Annotated in this window: 20 protein-coding genes and 1 tRNA gene; 6 read left to right on the top strand and 15 right to left on the bottom strand. The window is 63.6% G+C overall.

The features are described from left to right. Nucleotides 1-15: 15 nt before the first annotated feature. The 7 genes from AT302_RS21050 to AT302_RS21080 all read right to left on the bottom strand — a co-directional run bounded on the left by AT302_RS21050 (nt 16) and on the right by AT302_RS21080 (nt 7,331). Nucleotides 16-738 (bottom strand): energy transducer TonB, encoded by a 723-nt coding sequence (locus tag AT302_RS21050; RefSeq protein ID WP_157125844.1) that lies wholly within the window; start codon nt 736-738, stop codon nt 16-18. A 291-nt stretch (nt 739-1,029) separates the two neighbouring features. Next, nucleotides 1,030-1,965, bottom strand: coding sequence for an inositol monophosphatase family protein (locus tag AT302_RS21055; RefSeq protein ID WP_058375690.1), 936 nt, complete (start codon nt 1,963-1,965; stop codon nt 1,030-1,032). Then, a complete protein-coding gene (locus tag AT302_RS21060; protein WP_058375691.1) occupies nt 1,962-3,074 on the bottom strand; it encodes an ABC transporter ATP-binding protein in 1,113 nt (370 codons plus the stop codon). Before AT302_RS21060 ends, AT302_RS21055 begins: the two co-directional genes overlap by 4 nt. Continuing rightward, nucleotides 3,071-4,891, bottom strand: coding sequence for an ABC transporter permease (locus AT302_RS21065; RefSeq protein ID WP_058375692.1), 1,821 nt, complete (start codon nt 4,889-4,891; stop codon nt 3,071-3,073). The genes AT302_RS21060 and AT302_RS21065 overlap by 4 nt, the downstream gene beginning before the upstream one ends. Then, entirely contained in the window at nt 4,875-5,957 is a 1,083-nt protein-coding gene (locus tag AT302_RS21070; RefSeq protein ID WP_237171982.1) for an ABC transporter substrate-binding protein, read from the bottom strand. The genes AT302_RS21065 and AT302_RS21070 overlap by 17 nt, the downstream gene beginning before the upstream one ends. A 92-nt stretch (nt 5,958-6,049) precedes the next feature. Next, on the bottom strand, nt 6,050-7,069 hold the full coding sequence (locus AT302_RS21075; RefSeq protein WP_058375693.1) for a LacI family DNA-binding transcriptional regulator: 1,020 nt from the start codon (nt 7,067-7,069) through the stop codon (nt 6,050-6,052). A 185-nt stretch (nt 7,070-7,254) separates the two neighbouring features. Then, nucleotides 7,255-7,331: transfer RNA gene (locus AT302_RS21080), tRNA-Arg, on the bottom strand. 218 nt (nt 7,332-7,549) lie between these two features. Between AT302_RS21080 and rocD the strand changes: the two genes are divergently transcribed. Continuing rightward, on the top strand, nt 7,550-8,764 hold the full coding sequence (rocD, locus tag AT302_RS21085) for an ornithine--oxo-acid transaminase (protein ID WP_058375694.1): 1,215 nt from the start codon (nt 7,550-7,552) through the stop codon (nt 8,762-8,764). On the opposite strand, the gene AT302_RS21090 is transcribed toward rocD, so the two are convergent. Continuing rightward, nucleotides 8,761-9,090 (bottom strand): DMT family transporter, encoded by a 330-nt coding sequence (locus tag AT302_RS21090; RefSeq protein ID WP_058375695.1) that lies wholly within the window; start codon nt 9,088-9,090, stop codon nt 8,761-8,763. The genes rocD and AT302_RS21090 overlap by 4 nt on opposite strands. 158 nt (nt 9,091-9,248) lie before the next feature. Here AT302_RS21090 and alaC point away from each other — a divergent pair, with 158 nt between their 5' ends. Beyond that, nucleotides 9,249-10,466, top strand: a complete 1,218-nt coding sequence (gene alaC / locus AT302_RS21095; RefSeq protein WP_058375696.1) for an alanine transaminase — start codon at nt 9,249-9,251, stop codon at nt 10,464-10,466. 94 nt (nt 10,467-10,560) lie between these two features. Here alaC and AT302_RS21100 read toward each other — a convergent pair whose 3' ends face one another. Continuing rightward, nucleotides 10,561-11,340 carry an AraC family transcriptional regulator gene (locus AT302_RS21100; RefSeq protein ID WP_058375697.1) on the bottom strand — a complete coding sequence of 260 codons (780 nt, stop codon included), beginning with the start codon at nt 11,338-11,340 and terminating at the stop codon, nt 10,561-10,563. Nucleotides 11,341-11,455: 115 nt separating this feature from the next. Here AT302_RS21100 and AT302_RS21105 point away from each other — a divergent pair, with 115 nt between their 5' ends. Next, the gene (locus AT302_RS21105) at nt 11,456-12,217 is read left to right on the top strand and encodes an alpha/beta fold hydrolase (RefSeq protein WP_058375698.1); all 762 of its coding nucleotides are present in this window, start codon (nt 11,456-11,458) and stop codon (nt 12,215-12,217) included. Between the two features lie 66 nt (nt 12,218-12,283). Here the strand turns inward: AT302_RS21105 and AT302_RS21110 are convergent, their stop codons facing one another. From AT302_RS21110 to AT302_RS21125, 4 genes are all read right to left on the bottom strand, one after another. After that, nucleotides 12,284-12,700, bottom strand: a complete 417-nt coding sequence (locus AT302_RS21110; protein WP_058375699.1) for a PPC domain-containing DNA-binding protein — start codon at nt 12,698-12,700, stop codon at nt 12,284-12,286. Beyond that, nucleotides 12,697-13,233, bottom strand: coding sequence for a PPC domain-containing DNA-binding protein (locus AT302_RS21115; RefSeq protein WP_058375700.1), 537 nt, complete (start codon nt 13,231-13,233; stop codon nt 12,697-12,699). The genes AT302_RS21110 and AT302_RS21115 overlap by 4 nt, the downstream gene beginning before the upstream one ends. After that, complete coding sequence (locus AT302_RS21120) at nt 13,230-14,807, bottom strand: acyl-CoA synthetase (RefSeq protein ID WP_237171983.1); 1,578 nt, start codon at nt 14,805-14,807, stop codon at nt 13,230-13,232. The genes AT302_RS21115 and AT302_RS21120 overlap by 4 nt, the downstream gene beginning before the upstream one ends. Nucleotides 14,808-14,902: 95 nt before the next feature. Further along, entirely contained in the window at nt 14,903-16,069 is a 1,167-nt protein-coding gene (locus AT302_RS21125; protein ID WP_058375702.1) for an acetyl-CoA acetyltransferase, read from the bottom strand. A 680-nt stretch (nt 16,070-16,749) separates the two neighbouring features. On the opposite strand from AT302_RS21125, the gene AT302_RS21135 reads away from it, so the two are divergent. The 3 genes from AT302_RS21135 to AT302_RS21145 all read left to right on the top strand — a co-directional run bounded on the left by AT302_RS21135 (nt 16,750) and on the right by AT302_RS21145 (nt 20,558). Next, complete coding sequence (locus AT302_RS21135; protein ID WP_058375704.1) at nt 16,750-17,769, top strand: TRAP transporter substrate-binding protein; 1,020 nt, start codon at nt 16,750-16,752, stop codon at nt 17,767-17,769. Nucleotides 17,770-17,784: 15 nt separating this feature from the next. Further along, nucleotides 17,785-19,647, top strand: a complete 1,863-nt coding sequence (locus AT302_RS21140) for a TRAP transporter large permease (protein ID WP_058379828.1) — start codon at nt 17,785-17,787, stop codon at nt 19,645-19,647. Between the two features lie 155 nt (nt 19,648-19,802). Further along, nucleotides 19,803-20,558, top strand: a complete 756-nt coding sequence (locus AT302_RS21145; protein WP_058375705.1) for an SDR family NAD(P)-dependent oxidoreductase — start codon at nt 19,803-19,805, stop codon at nt 20,556-20,558. Between the two features lie 28 nt (nt 20,559-20,586). On the opposite strand, the gene AT302_RS21150 is transcribed toward AT302_RS21145, so the two are convergent. Then, nucleotides 20,587-21,237: a LysR family substrate-binding domain-containing protein gene (locus tag AT302_RS21150; RefSeq protein ID WP_322788715.1), complete on the bottom strand. Its 651-nt coding sequence runs from the start codon at nt 21,235-21,237 to the stop codon at nt 20,587-20,589. Next, nucleotides 21,234-21,530, bottom strand: a complete 297-nt coding sequence (locus AT302_RS28370) for a LysR family transcriptional regulator (RefSeq protein ID WP_322788716.1) — start codon at nt 21,528-21,530, stop codon at nt 21,234-21,236. The genes AT302_RS21150 and AT302_RS28370 overlap by 4 nt, the downstream gene beginning before the upstream one ends. Nucleotides 21,531-21,642 lie beyond the last annotated feature (112 nt).

Below are 21,642 nucleotides of genomic sequence, written 5' to 3' on the forward strand. Positions count from 1 at the left end.
GCGGGTCAGGTGGGATCAGGTGTCGAGCGAAAAACGCAGCGGCACGATCACATAGACGGCTTGCGGCTTGCCGTCCTCGGTATAGGGTTTGAACACGGCGTGCTGCACGGCACGAATGCCAGCGGCATCGAGTGCGGCAGAGCCGGACGACTGGCGCACCGTGATCTCGCGCGGCAATCCGTCGGCCCCCACGAGTACGCGAACCGTCACGACGCCCTCCTCGCCCATGCGGCGCGACGACTCCGGATAGGTGAGCACAGGGGCGCGCAGGTACTGCACGCCGTGCGTGATGGTGCGCGGCGTCGCGGGAACGACGGGTGACGGCGTTGCCGCCGGTGCGGCTGCGGCGCTCGGCGCAGCCGTTGCCGGGGCTGCCGGTGCCGGTTCCGTCGCAGGAGCACTCGGCGCGGCTTCGCTTTTCGGCGACGGGGCGACCGGGCGCGGCGTTGTCTTCGGCGTGACTTGTGGCTTCGGTTGCGGCTTCTGCGGCTGGGGTTGAGGCTGCTGCGGTTGCGCGACGGCAGGCGTCGGGGCCTCTTGCACGAGCGTGGCGTAGATGGGCGTGGGCGGCGTAATCACCGCCGGTTCGCTATGCCATTGCAGCGCCAGCATGAGGGCCGCAACGTGCAATGCGATCACGCCGACCAATCGCAGCGCTTGCGAAGCACGCGGCGCCACCAACCAACTGGGTAGCGCCGGAACTTGCAGCAGCGGCATTGCGCCATTCGCTCCAGACATCGAACTCTCCTTGTGCGTCTTCGCAGACGCAGGTCATCAACGGCACCGAATCCCATCTCGTGTTTTTGCAAATCATTTGCACACGTGTGCAAAACGACGCAGAAGAAATGCGATTCGGACAACGAGACGAAGTGTAGAAATTCAGTGTGACCTCACCGTGACATGGCTGGCCGTGGTTAGTGAATTTTTCGTGTCGTCCGGACATCGTTCGCATCGGGTCCGTCGTCGTCTTGCTCACGCGAGAAATTGCAATCGAATGCAATCGCGGTGAAATCAATGCCGTGAAAACGCTTACTCTGGAGATACCGAATGTCGCTGCGTCGACGCATTCACCACATCGTCCAGCGTGTTGTAGAGCGCCTGACTGGAAGCGAGAATCGGGTTGCCGCGCGTGAGCCCATCGGCGGCGAGGAAGTCGCTGACCTGCCCGCCCGCTTCCTGCACGAGCACGATCCCGGCCAGACAATCCCACGCATGAATATGCGGTTCGTAGTAGCCGATGAGCCGTCCCGCTGCGGTGTACGCCATCATCAGCGCGCCCGAGCCGATGCGCACGAACATGCCGCCACGTGCGAGCCAGCCATCGAGAAACGCCAGAAAGTCAGCGCGATCGACGCGATGCGACACGCCCACACCCAGTACGCCTTGTGTCGGCGCATTCACGTCGGCAACGTTCAGCGCCGTGCTGACGCGAGGCACATCGGGCTCGCCGCCATCCGGTGAGCGTGGTGTCGAGGCACTCGCCATCACGGCATTGTCGACAAATGCGCCCAGCCCGGTTGCGCCGTGAAACAGCTCATCGGCATTCGGATCGTAGATCGCGCCGATGGCCGGCACGCCGTCAACGATGACGGCGATCGACACACACCACGCGTGCATACCGTGGAGAAAACACGCGGTGCCGTCGATCGGATCGACCACCCATGTGATGCGTGACGGCGCGGGCATGTCGCCTGCGGCTGCGCTTTCTTCGCCGAGGAAGGCGTCCGTCGGAAACGCTGCTGCAACGCGCTCACGTACCAGTTGTTCGATAGCGCGATCGGCCACGCTCACGACATCCTGCACGCCCTTGTATTCCACCGTGAGCGCGTCGCGCGTGCGAAACATGGCGAGGGCGCGAAGTCCGGCTTCGCGGGCGATGACTTGGGCGAGTTGGTAGCGCGCATCGAGCGTGTCGTCGTTGTCGACGCTTGCCGGCGAGGCCGTTTGACGTTCAGTTCCGGTCATTGGGCGGCTCCTACGATAGCGGCGCCGCGCGCATGCAAGCCAACGGCGACGCGCGTGCCGACGGGGAACGGGAGTTCGAATTGATGTGACAAGACCACGAGGTCTCCTGCGGAGGTTTGAACGAAGTACTGCGTGGCGCGCCCCAGATAGGTGGCGCGCCGGATTTCACCGATGGGACCGTGCAGCGCGTCGGCACGGTCTTCGGTATGGGGGACGGCCTGCAACGTCAACGCTTCCGGCCGGATAGCGACGCGAGCGTTAGTCAACGCCGGTCCGGCATAGGGCAGCCTCAGCAGCAGGCCGTGAAAATCGCATTGCGCGTGACCGTCGCGTTGTTCGGTGACGGGCAGATCGATCAGGTTGGCGTTGCTGATGAATGTTGCGACGAACGCATCGGCAGGCTGCTCGACGAGCGTGCGCGGCGCATCCTGCTGGGCGATCCGTCCGTCGTGCATGACGACGACCTGATCGCTGATGGCGAGCGCTTCTTCCTGATCGTGCGTGACGTAGACGACCGTCAGGCCGAGCTGAGTCTGAAGGTCACGAATATCTTCTCGCACTCGCACACGCAGACGCGCATCGAGATTCGACAGCGGCTCGTCGAACAGCATCACCTCGGGTTCCAGCACCAGTGCGCGGGCGACGGCAACACGTTGTTGCTGCCCACCCGATAGTTCGGCCGGCATGCGTTGCGCCATGGAAGCGAGACCGACACGCGTCAACGACTCGAAGACACGTTCGCGCAGTTCCTGCTGCGGCACGCGCGTGACCGTGAGGCCATAGGCTACGTTCTCGAACACTTTCATGTGCGGAAACAGCGCGTACGACTGGAACACCATGCTCACATCGCGATCACGAGCACCGAGACGTGTCACGTCGCGGCCACCGAGTGTGATGCGTCCTGCGTCCGGCAGCTCAAGCCCGGCGATCAGGCGCAGCGTGGTCGTCTTGCCGCAGCCGCTCGGCCCCAGCAGCGTCGTCAGCGCGCCCGGAGCGACCGTGAAAGACAGGTCGGGAATGGCGACGTGCGTGCCCCATCCTTTGCGGACGTTTTCAAAAACGAGTGCGCCGCGTGACGTGGATGAGGGTGCGGATTTGTTTGCGTTCATGCGAGTGATTTCCGGCCAATGCGTGGCATGTTGCCAAGACCTTCTGGCGTCGATTCAATCGCCAACACCGTCGATCGTGTGCGTTTGGTTTCGCTAACGCGCAGTGCGGTTTCCAACGAGACGACGATGATGAATAACGCGACAACCAGCACACCGGCATACGCCAGTGCCGGGCCATAGCTGCCATTCGAGATGAGACCAATCAGGTAGGTCGTTGCGAGATCATGGTCGGCGCTCACGAGGAACACGACCGCACTCACAGCGGTTGCCGCGCGCACGAATCCGTAGATCAGCGCCGCCGCACAGGCGGGGCGCAGCAACGGCAGCAGCACGCGGCGCAGCGTCGTCCAGCTACCGGCGCGCAATGTGGCCGATGCTTCATCCAGACTCGGATCGATCTGCGCCAGCGCGCCTACGGTCGTTCGCAAACCCATCGGCATGTTCCGGAACAGGAACGACAGCACGAGGATTGCGCCGGTACCGGTGAGCACCAACGGTGCGGCGTTGAACGTCTGCGCGTAGGCCAGCCCGATCACAGTGCCCGGAATCGCAAACGCGGCAACGAGTGCGCCCTCAAGCCAGCGGCGCCCAGCAAATTGACGGCGTGCGATCAACCAGCCGCCGAACACGGCGGCGACGGCGGTCAGCGGTGCGGCAATCGCCGACAGGCGCAGGGTTTCCAGTGCGGACGGCCATGCCTGCCCGGTGAGCGTAATCGCGCCGTCTTCCATTGCGACGCCGAATACATCCGTCAAGTGAGCCAGCGTCCAATGAAAATCGACGCCCCACAGCGTGACGAATCCACCGGCCAGCAACGTGCCATAGACGGCCAGCGTCAGCAGGCACCACGGGGTGACGAGCGCGGTCAGCGACCACGAGAGACGCGCGTCGAGCGGCGCCGCACGCCCGCCGCCGCCCTTGCCGTTCACAGCGACGTAGCTGCGCTCGCCGAGCCACCGGCGTTGCAGCGTGAACGCCCCCAGCGCCATCAACAGCAGCCAGACGGCGAGCGCGGCGGCGCGTCCGGGGTCTTGTTCAGCACCGACGACTGCGAAGTACAAATCGGATGACAGCACACGGAAGTTGCCGCCCAGCACCAACGGGTTACCGAAGTCGGCGAGGCTTTCGATGAAGCACAACAGCAGCGCGTTGGCGAGGCCGGGACGCATCATTGGCCACGTCACGGTACGGAAGGTCTGCCAATGCGTTGCTCGCAGCGTGGCAGCGGCCTCTTCCAGCACAGCAGGCAAGCGTTGCACGACACCCAATACCGTGAGGAATGCGACCGGCGTGAAGGCCAGACACTGCGCTAGCCAGAGTCCTAGCGGGCCATACAGCCAGCGGCCGGGCGTTACACCGAGCCAATCGGCCACGGCCTGCGTGATCGCGCCGTTTCTGCCAAGCAGCAGAATCAGTGCGAGGCCCACCGCGAACGGCGGGGTGATGGCAGGCAGCATCGCAACGCCGCGCAACAACGCCGCGCCGGTGCGCGAACGCGTCAGTGCGCTACGTGTGGCGAGCAAAGCCAGTGCAGCGCCAAGGATCGTGGATGTGACGGCGGAGGCGATGCCGAGCGCAATGCTATGCCAGCCGCTGCCGCACGCCCCGGCGCCGCGCACGCAGCCCAGTCGCCAGACGTCGGGCGCCAGCGTGGCCCACGCGGCGGGTAGATCGCCCCCAGCGTTGTGCCATGCGGGCACCAGTGAGAAGAAGCTGTTCGCGAGCGGCCACGCCACGAAAATGCCCAGCGCCAGTACCGTGGCGATGAGCACGCCGCGCGTGAAACCGTCGTGCGGCAGCTTAGCGAGCGTGGGCATAGATTTCGGTGTTCCAGCGCTGCAACAGACGCTTGCGCGTCGCCGGGTCGCCAAATCGCGCGGCATCGTAGTCGATCAACTTGATGCTGGACGGCTGCGGGGCCAGCTTCGGCACGGCGGCGTCGCGGTTCGATGGCATCTGGTAAGCGTGTGCCTGTTCTGCCAGCGATTGAACATCGGCACGCAGCGCGAATTCGTAGAACTGCTTCGCCAGCGCCGGATGCGCTGCCCCGGCGATCAGGCTCATGCCGCCAATCTCGAAGCCAGTGCCTTCACACGGTGCGACGGTATCAATGTCGAAACCGGCCACACGTTGCTTCACGAGGTCGTGCAGGAATTCGATGGCGATGCTGGCTTCGCCGCGCGATGCCGCTTCGCCCGGTGCGACGCCCGTTGCCGTGTACTGGCTGACGTTGGTGTTGAGCGCGCGAAGGTAGCGGAACGCTTCGTCTTCGCCCATCAGTTGTACGAGGGTGGCGAGTGCGACGTAAGCCGTGCCGGAGGCGTTCGGATTGGCGATTTGGATTTCGCCCTTCCACGCAGGCGAGAGCAGATCGCGCCAGCATTTCGGCGGCTCAAGACGGCGCTTGCGCAGCTCTGCGGCGTTGTAGCCGATGCCGAGCAGCCCCTGATAAACACCGACGGTGCGGTCGCGGCCGGTCTGTGCGAAACGTTGCGCCCACGGCTGCAACTGTGTCAATGCCGGGGAGCGGTAGGTCTCGGTCAGGCCTTCGAATGCGGCTTGCAGATGCGAATCGCCGGAGCCTGCCCACCATACGTCGAACTGCGGACGCGCACGTTGCGCGCTCAGCAGCGCGAGCGCTTCGCCAGCGCTCTTGCGGATCATGGCCACACCGACGCCAGTCTCTTTCTCGAAGCGCTTCTTCATCAGTTGGCACCATTCGAGATCTGCCGAGCAGAGCAGGCTCAGGCGATCGGCGGCGTGGGCGGTCGATGGCGGGAGCATCGCGGTGACGGCGACGACACTCAGGACAGCCGCCACCGAGCCGCGCGCGGCACGCAGCAGACGTGATGTCAGGCCGCTGCGGTCGCGGTGTTTTCGCACGTTGCACTCGTTTGCAATGGTGGGCGCAATGGCGGGAGGTTTGGGCTTCGTCAGCATGGGAAGGGTCGGAGTCGGTCCGTGTTGGGCGCGGGTCAGCCGGTGGTGGCTCGGCGCACGAAGGTGACGGGGGCGATGCGGACTTCTGCGGCGCGCGAGAAATCGGTGATGCGTTGGGTGAGCATGTCGACCACGCTATGGGCTAGCGCGTCGGTGTTCTGGGCGATGGTCGAGAGGCGGTAGCTATCGAGCGCGGCGTGCTGGATGTCGTCGAAGCCGACGATGCGAATATCTTCCGGGAAGCGGCGGCCGAACGCGCGGCGGGCTTCGTCCATGAAGCCGAGCGCGACCATGTCGGTGGCGCAGAAAACACCATCGGGTGCGCTCGACGCGTCGGCGAGCACTTCACGCGCGGCCAGTTGCCCGGCTTCGTACGACGAGATGGTGGAGTTGCACAGCGTGATCCGGTTCTTGCGTACGCCCAGACGCGCGAGTGCGTCGACATAGCCTTCGCAACGTTGGCGTCCGCTGAAGTGCGTGGCGTGCGGGCCGATGAAAGCGAAGCGCGTTGCGCCTGAATCGAACAGTTCGCGTGCGGCGAGTGCGGCGCCAGCGTGGTTATCGCTGTTGATGACGTCCGCGCCTTCCAGCTCGGGGGCACGGTTGATCATCGCGACGGGGACTTTGCGCTCGATGTATTCGCGCGCCAAGGAGAGCGGCGGCGCGCCGGAGGTCATGATGACACCGGCGATGCGGTAGCTCAGCAGCCGTTGCAGGGCGTAGCTGGTCTGGTCCGGATCGTCCGCATTCATGAGAATGGGCAGCAGGCCGCGAGCGGCCAGATGGTGCGCGATCGGGGCAAGCAGTTGGGCGCGAAAGGGACTCACCAGCGCGGAGGTGACGACGCCGACGAACGTGCTGCGGCCCTGAATCATGTTCCGGGCATTGATGTCGACGTGGTAGTTCAGCGTCTTCGCGGCTTCGAGCACACGGGCCCGCGTCTTCGGAGAGACGCTGGCGCCGGGCGTGAAAGTGCGCGAAACGGCGGAGCGAGACACCCCAGCCATGCGCGCCACATCCTCGGCAATCGCCCAGCTCTTTTCTTTGTCGGTCATCGAAACAATGGGAGCGGGTACGCAAGAGAGGCCAGCGCAGAAGTGGCCGCGCCAGCACGATGACCGGGTAGCTTAGAGGGGGGTTGTGTCGGGGATGTGACAGGGGGAGGCGTTGCGGGGTACTGAATGCGGGAGGTGCTGCGGGGTGACTTCGCGGTATGACGCGGTCAGCTCGCGAGAGTAGCTGGCCTGCCCAGAGGGATTCGAACCCCCGACCGTCGGCTTAGAAGGCCGATGCTCTATCCAACTGAGCTATGGGCAGTGCGTGTTGGCGGCGACCGAGTGTCGCTGCCGGAAGGTTCCTGTGACTAGTGCACTTTGCTGCGGATGATTCGCAATTGCAAGAATGCGCTGAAATGCCCGAGGAATCGGCGATTATAGCGCACGCGCATGCCAAATTCATCCGCGTGCCCTCAGGAGATGTCCTCTTTACGCGTCCCTCCCTTCCCATCTAGACTACTGACGTGGAGGGACGCGCTCATGAACGAGATCGAACGCGAACAACGCTACGGCGCACACAACTATGCCCCGCTCCCCGTCGTGCTCTCGCACGCCAAGGGCGTCTGGGTCTGGGATATCGAAGGCACCCGCTATCTCGACATGATGAGCGCCTACTCTGCCGTCAGCCACGGCCATGCTCATCCTCGCCTCGTCGCGGCGCTCACCGCGCAGGCGCAGCGGCTCGCCATCGTCTCCCGCGCCTTCTATTCCGATAAGCTCGGCGCCTTTCTCGAACGCCTCTGCGATCTCACCACGCTCGACGGCGCCCTGCCGATGAACACCGGTGCCGAGGCCGTAGAAACCGCCATCAAAGCCGCCCGCCGCTGGGGCTATAGCGTCAAGCGCATTCCCGCCGAGAAAGCCGAAATCATCGTCGCCGACGGTAATTTCCATGGCCGCACGACCACCATCGTCGGCTTCTCGTCCGAACCCGCCTATCGCGCCGACTTCGGCCCCTTCGCCCCCGGCTTCGTACGCGTCCCGTTCGGCGATATCGACGCCGTTCGCGCTGCCATCACCCCTAACACCTGCGCCGTCCTCTTCGAAACGATTCAGGGCGAAGGCGGTGTCATCGTGCCGCCCGACGGTTTCCTGCGCTCGCTGCGAGACCTTTGCACAGAACAGAACGTGCTGATGCTGCTCGACGAGATTCAATCAGGACTCGGACGCACCGGGCGATGGTTCGCCTATCAGCACGAAGGCATCGTCCCTGACGGGGTGATGCTAGGCAAGGCACTCGGCGGCGGATTGCTGCCAGTGTCGGCATTCGTCGCGAGACACGACATCATCGATCTGTTCGAACCCGGCAGTCATGGGTCAACGTTCGGCGGCAACGCGCTGGCGGCCACCGTCGCGCTCGAAGCGCTCGACGTCATGGCCGACGAAGACCTGCCCGGCAGAAGTGCGGAATTGGGGGAATATTTTCTCTTACGTCTGCGGGCGATTCATTCGCCCGTCATCCGTGAAGTGCGCGGACGAGGTCTCTGGGTCGGCATCGAAATCGATCCCGCACTCGCCGACGCCCACGATCTCGCCATGCGGTTGCTGCGTCGTCATATCCTGGCGAAGGAGACGCGCTCGACCGTGCTGCGCCTCGCCCCGCCACTCATCATCGAGCGCGCAGAAATCGACATGTGCGTCGGCGCGCTCAAGGCCGTGCTCGCCGAGGCAGAAGCCGAACAAGTCACGGCTTAATGTGCCGACGACTTCGACCAGAGATTCATCACCAGCACGCCGGCAATAATCAGCGCCATGCCAAGCATCGCCGCCGCATCGAGCTTCTGCCCGAACAGCACGCGTGACGCGATTGAGATCAGCACGATGCCCAGCCCCGACCACATCGCATAAGCAATACCCACGGGAATGGTGCGCAGCGTGAGCGACAGCATGTAGAACGCCACGCCATACCCCGCCACCACCAGCACCACCGGCCCCGCACGCGAGAAGCCGTCCGACGCCTTGAGCGCCGACGTGGCAATCACCTCCGCCACGATCGCCACCAGCAAGTACAGATACGCCATCGCTAACCTCCGGTTTTCAAGGCCGCCCATCATAACCGACAGCCCTCGCAAAATTGTCTTGCGCAATCTCGCGTCACCTTGCTAAAGTCGCCGTCACGGTGTGGCCAGCACACCGGCGTCGCTCGGACGGTTCCGGGCGCTTACGTTCCAGGATCAACATGTCAGGCTCCCAGAGCTCGCGCAGCTTTGCGCGCATCAATCGCCTTCCCCCGTACGTCTTCAACATTACCGCCGAACTCAAGATGGCGGCGCGCCGTCGTGGCGAAGACATCATCGACCTGTCGATGGGCAACCCCGACGGGGCCACCCCGCCGCACATCGTCAGCAAACTCGTCGAAGTCTCGCAACGCCCCGACACGCACGGCTACTCGACTTCGCGTGGCATCCCGCGTCTGCGTCGCGCCATCACCCGCTGGTACAAAGATCGCTACGACGTCGAACTCGACCCCGAGCGCGAAGCCATCGTCACGATCGGCTCGAAGGAAGGCCTCGCTCACCTGATGCTCGCCACGCTGGACCAAGGCGATACGGTGCTGGTGCCCAACCCGTCGTACCCGATTCACATCTACGGCGCCGTCATCGCCGGGGCGAACATCCGCTCCGTGCCCATGACGCCCGGCATCGACTTCTTCACCGAACTCGAACGCGGCATTCGCGAAAGCCATCCGAAGCCCAAGATGGTGATTCTCGGCTTCCCGTCTAATCCGACCGCGCAGTGCGTCGAACTCGAATTCTTCGAGCGCGTGATCGACCTCGCCCGCAAGCACGACATTCTCGTGGTGCACGATCTGGCCTATGCCGACATCGTCTATGACGGCTACAAAGCGCCTTCGATCATGCAGGTGCCGGGGGCGAAAGACGTTGCGGTGGAGTTCTTCACACTGTCGAAGAGCTACAACATGGCCGGATGGCGTATCGGCTTCATGGTCGGCAATCCGGATCTGGTCGCCGCCCTCGCGCGCATCAAGAGCTATCACGACTACGGCACATTCACACCAGTGCAAGTCGCCGCCATCGCTGCGCTCGAAGGCGATCAGACATGCGTGGAAGAGATTCGCGAGCAATACCAACGCCGCCGCGACGTGCTCTACAAAGGCCTGATCGAAGCGGGCTGGGCAGTGGATCTGCCGAAGGCGTCAATGTATATCTGGGCACGCATTCCTGAGCCGTATCGCGCGCTCGGGTCGTTGGAATTCGCGAAGAAGCTGCTGGCGCAGGCGAAGGTGTCCGTCTCTCCCGGCATCGGCTTCGGTGAGTACGGCGATGAGTATGTGCGCTTCGCACTGATCGAAAACGAATCGCGTATTCGTCAGGCAGTGCGCGGTATCAAGCACATGTTCCGTGACGACGGACTCGTCACACCGACCGTCGCGTAAGCCGTCGCGACACAGCATCGTCGTTTGACGTTGAAATACACCGGGGCTTCCGTGCAGACGGGCGCCCCGGTTTGCTTTTCAAGGCCGCTGAGAGTTAAGCCCGCGCTTCCAGATACCGGCTCGGCACGTCACCCAGCACGCGACGAAACGCCGACGTGAAGGCGCTCGGGCTGCCATAGCCCAGATCCAACGCCACACGCGTCACAGGCTGCCCCTCACTCAGGCGTGCGATCGCCGCCAGCAAACACACTTGCTGCCGCCATTCGGCAAAGCTCACACCGGTCTCTTCGCGAAACCGACGAGTAAATGTGCGCCGACTCATTGACGCGGCATCCGCCACCGCATCCAGATCGGTCGCAATCGACGGTGCCGCAAAAACGTTCCGGCACACATCCACCAGCCGCGGATCGCTCGGCATCGGCGCATGCAATGAAAGGCGCGGCATCGCGGCAATCTCCGAGACGAGAAAGTCCATGAGCTTGCCGTCCCGCCCGCTGATGTCATACATCGCTGGCAAATCCACTGCCTCATCCATCAACTGCCGCAGCAACGCCGACACCCCGAAAACGCAGCAATGCCGGGGCAGCCCCGCCGCCTCGGCAGCGTCGCTGGCAACGAAGGTGTTGAGCATCGTCACCGGGCCGCTCATGGTCATCTCGTGCTGCACGCCGGCCGGTACCCAACAGGCGCGCTGCGGTGGCACGAACCAGCGCCCCTGTGGTGTAGCCACCGTAATCATGCCGCGCGACGCGAACGCGAACTGTCCTCGCCCGTGCGCATGCTCGGGAAACGTCGATCCCGCCGCATAGTCGTTGGTGGTCACGACCACGTTGCGCGGCAAGGCTTCGTAGGGATCGAGCAGAGTATTTCGCATGGCCCGGATTCTACAGCGATTGACCCACTGTTGACGGCGGGCAATCTAGCGCGCCGCTACGATGCCTGTCTCGTCAGTGCATCGCACGTCGCCACGATCAACCTCCGGAGTCGATATGCCCAATACGTTCCACCGCGTGGGGAATGGCCCTCACGCTGTCTTTGTTCTGCATGGCTGGTTCGGCGATGCGCACGCATTTGGGCCCATCGAGACGTGGCTCTCGCAAGACGACTTCAGCTACGTCTTCATGGACTATCGCGGCTATGGCGGCATGCGCGAGGTCAGCGGCACATACACGATGGACGAGATCGCCAGCGACACCCTCGCGCTCGCCGACGCACTCGGCATCGCGACGTTCAGCCTCGTCGGCCACTCCATGGGGGCGATGGCCATAGAGAGAATCGCCACTCGCGCCCCCGAGCGTGTGCGAGCGTTGATCCCCGTCGCCCCGGTGCCGTGCGGCGGCGTGCCGTTCGATGCAACACGCCGAGCGCTGTTTGAAAACGCCGCGCATGACATCGAACTGCGCAAGACGATCATCGACCGAAGCACCGGTAACCGGCTGCCGTCGCGCTGGATCGACTGGAAGGCGGCCTACTCGCTATCCACCGCATCGCCCGAAGCGTTTGCGGCTTACTTCCGCACTTGGGCCGACACGGACTTCCGTCACGAAATCACCGGCGTGCATCCCATGAAAGTACTCGTCGGTGAGCATGATCCAACGTTCAACGCCACGCTCGCGAGCGACACGTACCTGCGACGCTACCCACTCGCCACACTCGACGTGCTGCCCAACACCGGTCATTACCCGATGAACGAAACGCCGCTGGCACTGGTGGCCGCCATCGAGTCGTTCCTGCATAGCGTCGGCGCATGAAAAAGGGGAGTCCGCAGACTCCCCTCCCCGTCGCAACCGCCACGACATCCCGACTCACGCACACCGTCAAGACGCCGGCAACCACTCCTGCAGGGTCACTTCGATGGTAATAAACGACAGGTTGCCGCCGCGCACAAAGCGCCCGGCGAACATGCGCCCCTCGGTGTCCGCGACCATGCCGTGCAGCATCGGCAGCGAGTCGGCGGGGTCAGTGCGCACATCGACTTCGCCGAACACGTTGAGGATTTCCACGCCCGGGCCCGGCACGAGTTGCTCGCGCCAGCCGTCTCCCGCGCGAAACGCGAGGCGTGCATCGATCAGACTGCCCACCGCCCCGCGCACGATGGCGCGCGAAATCGCATGCTCGGCACACAGCGCCTCGATGCTTTCGGTCAGGTCCTGATTCGGTTTGAGACGGGCCACCACCAACCGGCCCAGCGTGCCATTTTCTATGGCGACGGGAACATCGAGCGCTGCGCTCATGAGAGGTCTCCGGCAACGGGATGGAGCAAGTGAAAGCGCGTTTCCTCATCGTCTGCGGTCACATACCCGCCGTGCTCGAACAAGCACAAGCGGATCACCACGGGCTCGTCGCCGGCCCACGTGTGATCGAGAATCAGATGGCCACCGTGCAAGTTGCCCGTAGGGTCGGAAAACCCCGCATGGCAATGCAGCAATGTCGCACCGTCAGCCGTTCGGCCCACGGTGATGGCACCGCCGATCAGGTCCACTTCCCGGGTTTCGTCGACCGGCGCCCCATACCCGAAGGGGCGCTCTGTATCTGCGGTGTTCTCAATCATGTGATACCGCAGACCTCGCGCGGTCCCCGCGCAAAAACGGCCGACGCCGCCGCCGTACGCATAGCGGGATAACGCCGCGCGTAACGACTCGCCAAGATTCGCACCAGACCGGATCGTCACGCGCAGTTCGTGCTGCCCGCTCAACACGCAGTCTTCCACACGGGGTAACGTGGGGGCGCCTGCATGCCGATAGATCCGTGAAAGCGCAGGTTTCATAGTCGATAGTCTCCTTGCTCTTCGAGCATCGTCTTGATTTGCTTCTTCACGATCTTGCCGTAGCCCGACTTGGGCATGGCATTCCAGAACACGAAGCGGCGCGGCCACTTGTAGCGGGCAATACGCGCTTCGAGATGTCCCAGCAACTCGTCGGCTTGCGCGGCCATCCCCTCGCGGGCCACCACGACCGCCAGCCCGCTCTCACCCCACTTGGGGTCGGGCACGCCGAGCACTGCGCACTCCGACACCGCCGGGTGCGTGAGCAACGCTTCTTCGATCTCGCGCGGATACACGTTCGAGCCGCCCGAGATGTACATATCCGACGCGCGTCCCGTGATGTACAGGAACCCCTGCTCGTCGACATGACCCAGATCGCCGGTGTGGAACCAGTCGTTCTTGAACGCCTTGGCGTTGGCATCGGGGTTGTTGTGATAGCCCATGAACACTGCCGGGCCACGCACGCAAATCTCGCCGGAACCGAACGGCGGCTGACGCATGCCGTGCTCGTCGAGAATCGCCACCTCCATGCCCGTGCGCGGCAAACCGCACGTGCCCACGCGCGCATCGGGTGCGTCGTCGTCATCGCCATGCAACCACGGCGGCAGTACGGTAATGTTGCCCGTCACTTCGCCCAGACCGTAGTACTGCACGAGCACGCGGCCCAGCTTTTGCAGCGCGTATTTCTGATCGGCGCGATACATCGGCGCCCCCGCGTAAATCACAAAACGCAGCGAGCTGTGATCGTATTCGTCGACGGATGGATCTTCGACCAGCATCTTCACGATGGTCGGTACGGTGAACATGTTGTCGATGCGGTGACGCTCGACCGCCTGCCAGACCTGCGCGGCGTCCATCTTCTCGCCCGGCAGCAGCACGCTTGCGGCACCGCGCGCCGTGTTGACGATGGCGTGAATGCCCGCACCGTGCGAAAGCGGTGCGACGACCATCGAGCGGCTGCGATACGTGATGCCGGGCATCAGGTCCGCCAGATGGTTGGTGACGACGAACGCCATCTGCCCGTGCGAGAGCACACCGGCCTTGGGGTGCCCCGTCGTCCCCGATGTATAGAAGAACCACAGCGGGTCCTCGTACTCGACTTCCTCCTCGAACTCGGGCGCGCCCATGTGCTCGGCGACCAGCGTCTCGTAGTGCAACTCGCCAGCGCGCGGCGTGCCCAATGCAATCACGTGGCGCAGCGCAGGCGAAGCCGCTTTCACTGCGTCGACATGGCCTTCGAAGCCCGCGTCGTAGATCATCACGCAGGCCCCGCTCGACTGCCCTAGATAAGCGGCTTCAGGTGCGGTGATACGGAAGTTCGTGGGCACCCAGATCGCACCAAGTTTGAACGCGATCCACGCACTCTCGAAGATCGGCAGGTTGTTGCGCGAATGCACGAGCAGCTTGTCGCCCTTGCCCACACCGAGCTTGCGCAGCGCATCGACGACGGCATTCACGCGCGCGTCGATCTCGCCCCAGGTCGTCACCTTGTCGCCGATGATCAACCCCGCCTCGTCCGGATGGCGCCGGGCAACGTCGGCCAACAGGCGGCCGAGATTCATGACCTTCTTGAGCATCTTGCTCGTCTCCTCTGCTTTCCTCTTAGTCTTCTTTGCCCGGCCTGCATCGGCGCGCATAGGCGTCCAATAACAGGCCTCGGGCCGCGTGCCGGTCAGCGCGCTTCGAGAATGCTCACGTAGTTGGCCACCGCGGCGCCGCCCATGTTGAACACGCCCGCGAGTTTGGCATTGGGAATCTGCATGCCGCCCGCCGTACCGGTGAGTTGCATCGCCGCCATCACGTGCATCGAGACGCCCGTGGCGCCGACCGGATGTCCCTTGGACTTCAGGCCGCCCGACGGGTTGACCGGCAGCAGGCCGTCTTTTTCCGTCAGCCCTTCGGCCACGACGTTGGCGCCCTGACCCGGCTTGGCCAGCCCCATGGCTTCGTACTCGATCAGCTCGGCGATGGTGAAGCAGTCGTGCGTCTCGACCAGCGACAGGTCCTTGAGCGACACCCCGGCCACGCCGAGCGCCTGACGCCATGCATGCTGGCCGCCTTCGAACGCGAGCGCGTCGCGGCGCGAGAGCGGCAGGTAGTCGTTGACCTGCACGGCCGCCCGGAAGCCCACGGCCTTCGGCATGGTGCGGGCAACGTCGGCCTTCGAGATCACCAGTGCGGCAGCGCCGTCGGAGACCATCGAGCAATCGGTGCGCTTGAGCGGACCCGCCACAAACGGGTTCTTGTCGGAGACGTTGCGGCAGAAGTCGTAGCCGAAGTCGCGACGCATGTGCGCGTACGGATTGTCCGTGCCGTTGCGATGGTTCTTCGCCGCGATGCGCGCGAGCGCGTCGGACTGGTCGCCGTAGCGGTCGAAGTACTGCTGCGCAATGGTGCCGAACACACCGGCGAAACCGCCCGGAATGCCGGCTTCTTCACGCGCATACGAACACTTGAGCAGCACTTCGCCGACCTGCGGCGTGGCGAGCTCGGTCATCTTCTCGAAGCCGATCACGAGCACGTGCGTCGCCTTGCCGGCTTCGATCGATTGCAGCCCGCCGTGCACGGCAGCCGAACCCGTCGCGCAAGCGTTTTCGTAACGCGTGGCGGGTTTGAAGCGCAGGCCGGGAATGTTGTTGAAGACGAGCGACGACGGGAAGTCCTGATACAGGAAACCGCCATTGAAAGTGCCGACATGAATCGAATCGATCTGCTCGGGCGCGAGGCCCGCATCATCGAGCGCGGCTTGCGCGACTTGGGCCAGCAGAACTTCGGCGTCGACGTTATCGAGTTTGCCGAACTGGGAGTGGGCCCAGCCGGTAAGGCATGCAGCAACCATGAAGTTTCTCCGGAAAATTGGGGTGATCCAGACTCCGGTGAGCAATTTCGATGCCAGATTCGCGCGGTTCATGATCGCCACGGCATCGAAAGCCGATTGCGCGGCAAGACGGTGGAGCGATTCGCAGAAGATTCGCCCCGCCGTCCGGACACACGCTTATGGCGTGCGCGCAATTGACGTAAGCGTAAAGCGGGACTCCTAAGCGCATCAAGTGAATTCGAAAGCTTGGCGCATGAAACGAATTTGCTGTGGCGCAGCATGGCTCACCAAGGGAGGCAGGCGGTGACCCGACTGCGACAGGTGTCTCACCGGCGGCGACATTCACACGAGACAGTTGTCGCACGGGCCGCCGCGCCATGCGACAGGTGTCGCACGCCCGCTGGCCGTCGATTCCCTGCCCCGGCACGCCCGTCATGGTGCGCTATCCGCCTGTTCCACCAGACAAAAGCCGTTGCGCGGGCCTATTGGGATGCCGCTGAGATGACGTTGAGATTGCGTGGATGTTTAACAACGTAAGGGTTTTCCCGTCAGGGCGTCGAACTGGCATTCGATTTGCGTAAGATAGCCAAGCCACTTGTGAGCCCGCGTTCCGAGTTGGCAGGAAGGTTGCAGGGCAACACGCCTGACCCGTCCCGCTTCAGACGCAGTCACCAAACCTATAAATCAAGGAGACATGCAGTATGAGCACCATGGATCGTCGCCACTTCATCAAAGTCGTGGCCGCCTCATCGGCCGCTGCCGCCACGGGGTTGTACCAAACGCAGGCGCATGCCGCCGAAATCACGCTGAAGTTCGCCAACAACCTGCCGATCAGCCACCCGATGAACATCCGCGCCAAGGAGATGGCGCAGAAGATCGCGGATCAGTCGAAAGGCCGCGTGGACTTCCAGATCTACCCGAACAACCAGCTCGGCACCGATAGCGACATGCTGAGCCAGATTCGCTCGGGCGCCATCGACTTCTTCACACTCTCGCCGCTGATTCTCGGCACGCTCGTGCCGTCGGCGCAAATCTCGGGCGTGGGTTTCGCATTCAAGGACTACGGCCAGGTATGGGCCGCCATGGACGGCGATCTCGGTGCCCACGTGCGCGGGCAGATCGCCAAGACCACGGTCTTCGCGTTCGACAAGATCTGGGAGAACGGCTATCGCCAGATCACGACGAGCAACCGCCCGATCAACTCGCCCGCTGACCTCAAGGGCCTGAAGATTCGCGTGCCGACGAGCCCGCTGTGGACGTCGATGTTCCGCGCGTTCGATTCGTCGCCCACGTCGATCAACTTCTCCGAAGTCTATTCGGCGCTGCAAACGAAGATCGTCGAAGCGCAGGAAAACCCGCTCGCCCTGCTCACCACGGCCAAGCTGTACGAGGTGCAGAAGTACGTATCGATGACGAACCACATGTGGGATGGCTTCTGGTTCCTCGCCAACAAGCAGAAGTGGGACAAGATTCCGAAAGACTTGCAGGACATCATTACCGCCAACGTGAACGCCGCCGCACTGGTGCAGCGCGACGACGTGAAGAAGCTCAACGACGGCGTGATGGTCGAGCTCAAGCAAAAGGGTCTCGTGTTCAACGCACCGAACAACGAACAGTTCCGCGACAAGCTGCGCGCAGCGGGCTTCTACACGGAATGGCACAAGAAGTTCGGCGACGAAGCCTGGGCCATGCTCGAAAAGTACACCGGGAAGCTCGCGTAAATGGAAACGTTGACGATGACGGCCGAGCCCACGCACGCGCTCGCCCGCCTCTTCTGCCACGTCAACCGCGCGGTGATGAAAGTCACCGAGGCGGTTGCCGTGCTGCTGGTCGTGGCGGAGACTCTCATCCTGCTCGCGGGCGTAATCTCGCGCTACGGGTTCGACAATCCGCTCACCTGGTCGGATGAACTGGCGCAAATCCTGTTTATCTGGCTATCGATGCTCGGCGCGGTCATCGCGCTCGATCGCGGTGAGCACATGCGCCTGTCCGCCATCGTCAACAAGCTTCCTGCTGCGTGGCGTGACTGGTTTCAGACGATGGCCGCGCTCACGGTCTGCGTGTTCGTGGCACTCATCATCATGCCGGCGTACACGCATGCCATCGAGCAGATGGACATCACCACGCCCGCGCTCGAAATTCCCGATGGTCTGCGCGCCGCAGCACTGCCGGTCGGTGCGGCGCTCATGCTGCTTGCCGCAATCTCGCGCATGGCGCGCTGCTCCACGATGCGCCAGTTCGGGCTGGGCGTGCTGGTCGTCGCCGCGCTCGGTGCGGCACTGTGGCTCGGCCGCCCGGCGCTGATCGCGATGGGCAACTACAACCTGCTCGTGTTCTTCGTGCTGATCGTGGGCGTCTGTGTCGCGGGCGGCATTCCGATTGCGTTTGCGTTCGGGACGGCCACGCTCGGCTATCTCGCGCTCGTGACGGATGCCCCGTTGCAGATCGTCGTGAGCCGCATGGATGAGGGCATGTCGGGCCTGATCCTGCTGTCGGTGCCGCTCTTCGTACTGCTCGGTGCCCTGATCGAAATGAGCGGGCTGGCGCGCAGCCTGATCGAGTTCATGGCATCGCTGCTCGGTCACGTGCGCGGCGGTCTGCAATATGTGCTGCTCGGCGCGATGTTCCTCGTCTCGGGCATCTCCGGGTCGAAGGCTGCCGACATGGCCGCCGTTGCCCCGGCGCTGTTCCCCGAAATGCAACGCCGTGGCTCGAAACCGGAAGACCTCGTCGCGCTGCTGTCCTCGACAGGCGCGATGACGGAGACGATTCCACCGAGTCTCGTGCTGATCACCATCGGCGCGGTGTGCGGTGTGTCGATTACCGCGCTCTTCGTTGGCGGCCTGCTGCCGGCGGTGATCGCGACGCTCGCCATCGTGGTGGTGTGCTTCACCCGCTCGCGCAAGGAAGCGCCGAGCGCGGCCCGCCGCGCACCGTGGGGCGTGATCGGCAAGACGTTCATCATCGCGCTGCCGGCGCTTGCCCTGCCGATCCTGATCCGCACGGCCGTGATCGAAGGTGCTGCCACGGCCACGGAAGTCTCGACGGTCGGCATCGCCTACACGATCGTGATCGGCCTGATCGTGCACGCGTTCAAGAAGCATCTGAACTTCAAACGCCTCTACCCGCTGCTCACGGAAACCGCCGCACTCTCCGGTGCGATTCTGCTGATCATTGGCATGGCCACCGCCATGGCGTGGGCACTGACGCAGTCGGGTTTCTCGGCCAAGCTGGTCGGCCTGATGCACGGCGTACCGGGCGGACAGGTCGGCTTTCTGCTGATCTCGATGGTGGTGTTCATCGTGCTGGGCAGTGTGCTCGAAGGCATTCCGGCCATCGTGCTGTTCGGGCCGCTGCTGTTCCCTGTGGCCCGCTCGCTGGGCATTCACGACGTGCACTACGCGATGGTCGTCATCCTGTCGATGGGCATGGGCCTGTTCGCGCCGCCGCTCGGTGTGGGGTTCTACGCCGCGTGCGCCATCGGCAAGACGTCGCCCGACAAGGTGTTCAACCGCATGTGGACCTACATGGGCGCGCTGCTCATCGCGCTGCTGATCGTGGTCTTCGTGCCGTGGATCTCTATCGGCTTCCTGAAGTAAGCGGCGCGGCGTCAGGTCAGCGGGTCGTTGATGACCGCCCGCCTGACGCCACCGTTGCAACGGTTCGAATTTTCGCTGGGTAACTAACGGACTCCGCCTCACTGCTGGCGGTGGAGCCCGCGCTGTAAATCGAAATAAATTTAGGAGTCCATAGCATGACCGAGAAAGTAGCAGTTGTGACGGGCGGTGGAATGGGTATCGGTGCAGCCATTTGCGAGCGGCTGGTCAAAGACGGCATGACGGTCGTGGTCGCCGATCTGAACGAGGAAGTCGCGAACGAGACGGCAAGCAAGTTGCGGGCGGCAGGCGGCAACGCGTGGGCACTCAAGATGAATGTGGGTGAGGAAGCGTCCATTGCCGAGGGGTTCCGGCAAGTGGCGCAGAAGCACGGCCGTTGCGACGTGCTGGTTAATAACGCAGGCATCGCCAAGACGTTTCCGTTTCTCGAATACCCGCTGGATCACTGGCATCAGGTAATGGCCGTCAACCTGACCGGCACGCTGCTGTGCGGGCAACACGCCGCCCGCCTGATGCGCGAGCAACGCTGGGGGCGCATCGTCAATCTGGCCTCGGTGGCGGGCATTCTCGCGAGCGCGGGGCGCACCGCTTATGGCACGTCGAAGGCGGCCGTGATCGGCCTCACGCGTCAGATGGCCATCGAGCTCGCTCCGTTCGGCATTACGGCCAATGGCGTCGCGCCGGGCCCGATCGACACGCCGCTAACGAAGGTGCTGCACTCGGATATCTCGCGCCAGCACTACACGGAAACCACGCCGCTGGGCCGCTACGGCCAGCCGGAAGAGATCGCCGGGGCGGTGAGCTTCCTCGCATCGGACGATGCATCGTATGTGACCGGGCACATCCTGCCGGTCGACGGCGGCTTCGTGGCTGCCGGGATTCTGGAAATCTAAACCGCTAAACCGGAATCGGCATCGAGCATCAGCGCAGGAGGGTGTCCGGCAGATCGGGCACCACCCGCGCGCCCGGCACGCGCTGCATTTCGCGCCACGCGCGCTGGGCATTTTCAACAAACGTGGCAACACACGGGTTGTGGTTGTCGCGACTCCACAGTAGCGCCACCTCCGCCACGGGCGCATTGCGCAAGGGCTTGAACACCGCAGTGCCCGACGCGCTCGCGCTGCTCATCGACATCGGCACCATCGCCACGCCCAGCCCCTCCCCCACCAAATTGATAATCGTCTGCTGAAGGTTGGTTTCGAGCCGGATATGCGGCGCGAAGCCCGCGCGCCGGCAATGCGTGACGATCAGGTCGTAGACCAACGGGGCAATCTCGCGCGGAATGCTCACGAACGACTCTTCCGCCAGTTGGGTGGCGTCGAGCACGCCCACGTCGGCAAGTGCGTGCGTGCGCGGTATCACCGCCACCATCTCTTCGCGAAACACCGTCGCCGAATCCAGCCCGGTCAAATCTTCCGGACGGTACATGATGCCCACGTCGATACGGCCGGCGCGCACCGACTCGGCCAGCAGATTGGGCAGGGCTTCGGCCAGCTTCATGTCGACGCGCGGATACGCCGCAGCGTAAGTGCGCGTGAGCGCCGGCAAGATGTTGTAGGCCGAGGACATCATGAAACCCACGGTGATCGCCCCATCCTCCCCCGGCTGGCCGCCACCACGTTGCGTTTGGCCCGGTCGACCGAGTTGAGAATTTCCACCGCATCCTGATAGAAGCGCGCACCGGCACGGGTCAGGCGCACGCTCCGCCGCGTGCGCTCGAACAGCTGCACGCCCAGCTCGGCTTCCATCAAGGCAATCTGCCGCGAGAGCGGCGGCTGCGAGATATGTAATTGCTGCGCCGCGCGGCCGAAGTGCAAGGTTTCGGCCAACACGACGAAATACTGGAAATGGCGCAGCTCGATCATCTGATACCCCAGAGGTATTAATAGCGCACCAATATTGTATTGGATGTTATGACTGGGCGGTCGTATGCTCCATTTGCGGTCGCCACCCGAGCGAGACGCAAAATAAAGAGAC

Source organism: Pandoraea norimbergensis, assembly GCF_001465545.3.
GTDB classification, from domain to species: Bacteria; Pseudomonadota; Gammaproteobacteria; order Burkholderiales; family Burkholderiaceae; genus Pandoraea; species Pandoraea norimbergensis.

What these genes read in the sequence shown, in the direction of transcription:
- AT302_RS21050 (WP_157125844.1), bottom strand. Translation starts at nt 738, where the DNA reads ATGTCTGGAGCGAATGGCGCAATGCCGCTGCTGCAAGTTCCGGCGCTA.
- AT302_RS21055 (WP_058375690.1), bottom strand. Translation starts at nt 1,965, where the DNA reads ATGACCGGAACTGAACGTCAAACGGCCTCGCCGGCAAGCGTCGACAAC.
- AT302_RS21060 (WP_058375691.1), bottom strand. Translation starts at nt 3,074, where the DNA reads ATGAACGCAAACAAATCCGCACCCTCATCCACGTCACGCGGCGCACTC.
- AT302_RS21065 (WP_058375692.1), bottom strand. Translation starts at nt 4,891, where the DNA reads ATGCCCACGCTCGCTAAGCTGCCGCACGACGGTTTCACGCGCGGCGTG.
- AT302_RS21075 (WP_058375693.1), bottom strand. Translation starts at nt 7,069, where the DNA reads ATGACCGACAAAGAAAAGAGCTGGGCGATTGCCGAGGATGTGGCGCGC.
- rocD (WP_058375694.1), top strand. Translation starts at nt 7,550, where the DNA reads ATGAACGAGATCGAACGCGAACAACGCTACGGCGCACACAACTATGCC.
- AT302_RS21090 (WP_058375695.1), bottom strand. Translation starts at nt 9,090, where the DNA reads ATGGCGTATCTGTACTTGCTGGTGGCGATCGTGGCGGAGGTGATTGCC.
- alaC (WP_058375696.1), top strand. Translation starts at nt 9,249, where the DNA reads ATGTCAGGCTCCCAGAGCTCGCGCAGCTTTGCGCGCATCAATCGCCTT.
- AT302_RS21100 (WP_058375697.1), bottom strand. Translation starts at nt 11,340, where the DNA reads ATGCGAAATACTCTGCTCGATCCCTACGAAGCCTTGCCGCGCAACGTG.
- AT302_RS21105 (WP_058375698.1), top strand. Translation starts at nt 11,456, where the DNA reads ATGCCCAATACGTTCCACCGCGTGGGGAATGGCCCTCACGCTGTCTTT.
- AT302_RS21110 (WP_058375699.1), bottom strand. Translation starts at nt 12,700, where the DNA reads ATGAGCGCAGCGCTCGATGTTCCCGTCGCCATAGAAAATGGCACGCTG.
- AT302_RS21115 (WP_058375700.1), bottom strand. Translation starts at nt 13,233, where the DNA reads ATGAAACCTGCGCTTTCACGGATCTATCGGCATGCAGGCGCCCCCACG.
- AT302_RS21120 (WP_237171983.1), bottom strand. Translation starts at nt 14,807, where the DNA reads ATGCTCAAGAAGGTCATGAATCTCGGCCGCCTGTTGGCCGACGTTGCC.
- AT302_RS21125 (WP_058375702.1), bottom strand. Translation starts at nt 16,069, where the DNA reads ATGGTTGCTGCATGCCTTACCGGCTGGGCCCACTCCCAGTTCGGCAAA.
- AT302_RS21135 (WP_058375704.1), top strand. Translation starts at nt 16,750, where the DNA reads ATGAGCACCATGGATCGTCGCCACTTCATCAAAGTCGTGGCCGCCTCA.
- AT302_RS21140 (WP_058379828.1), top strand. Translation starts at nt 17,785, where the DNA reads ATGACGGCCGAGCCCACGCACGCGCTCGCCCGCCTCTTCTGCCACGTC.
- AT302_RS21145 (WP_058375705.1), top strand. Translation starts at nt 19,803, where the DNA reads ATGACCGAGAAAGTAGCAGTTGTGACGGGCGGTGGAATGGGTATCGGT.
- AT302_RS21150 (WP_322788715.1), bottom strand. Translation starts at nt 21,237, where the DNA reads ATGATGTCCTCGGCCTACAACATCTTGCCGGCGCTCACGCGCACTTAC.
- AT302_RS28370 (WP_322788716.1), bottom strand. Translation starts at nt 21,530, where the DNA reads ATGATCGAGCTGCGCCATTTCCAGTATTTCGTCGTGTTGGCCGAAACC.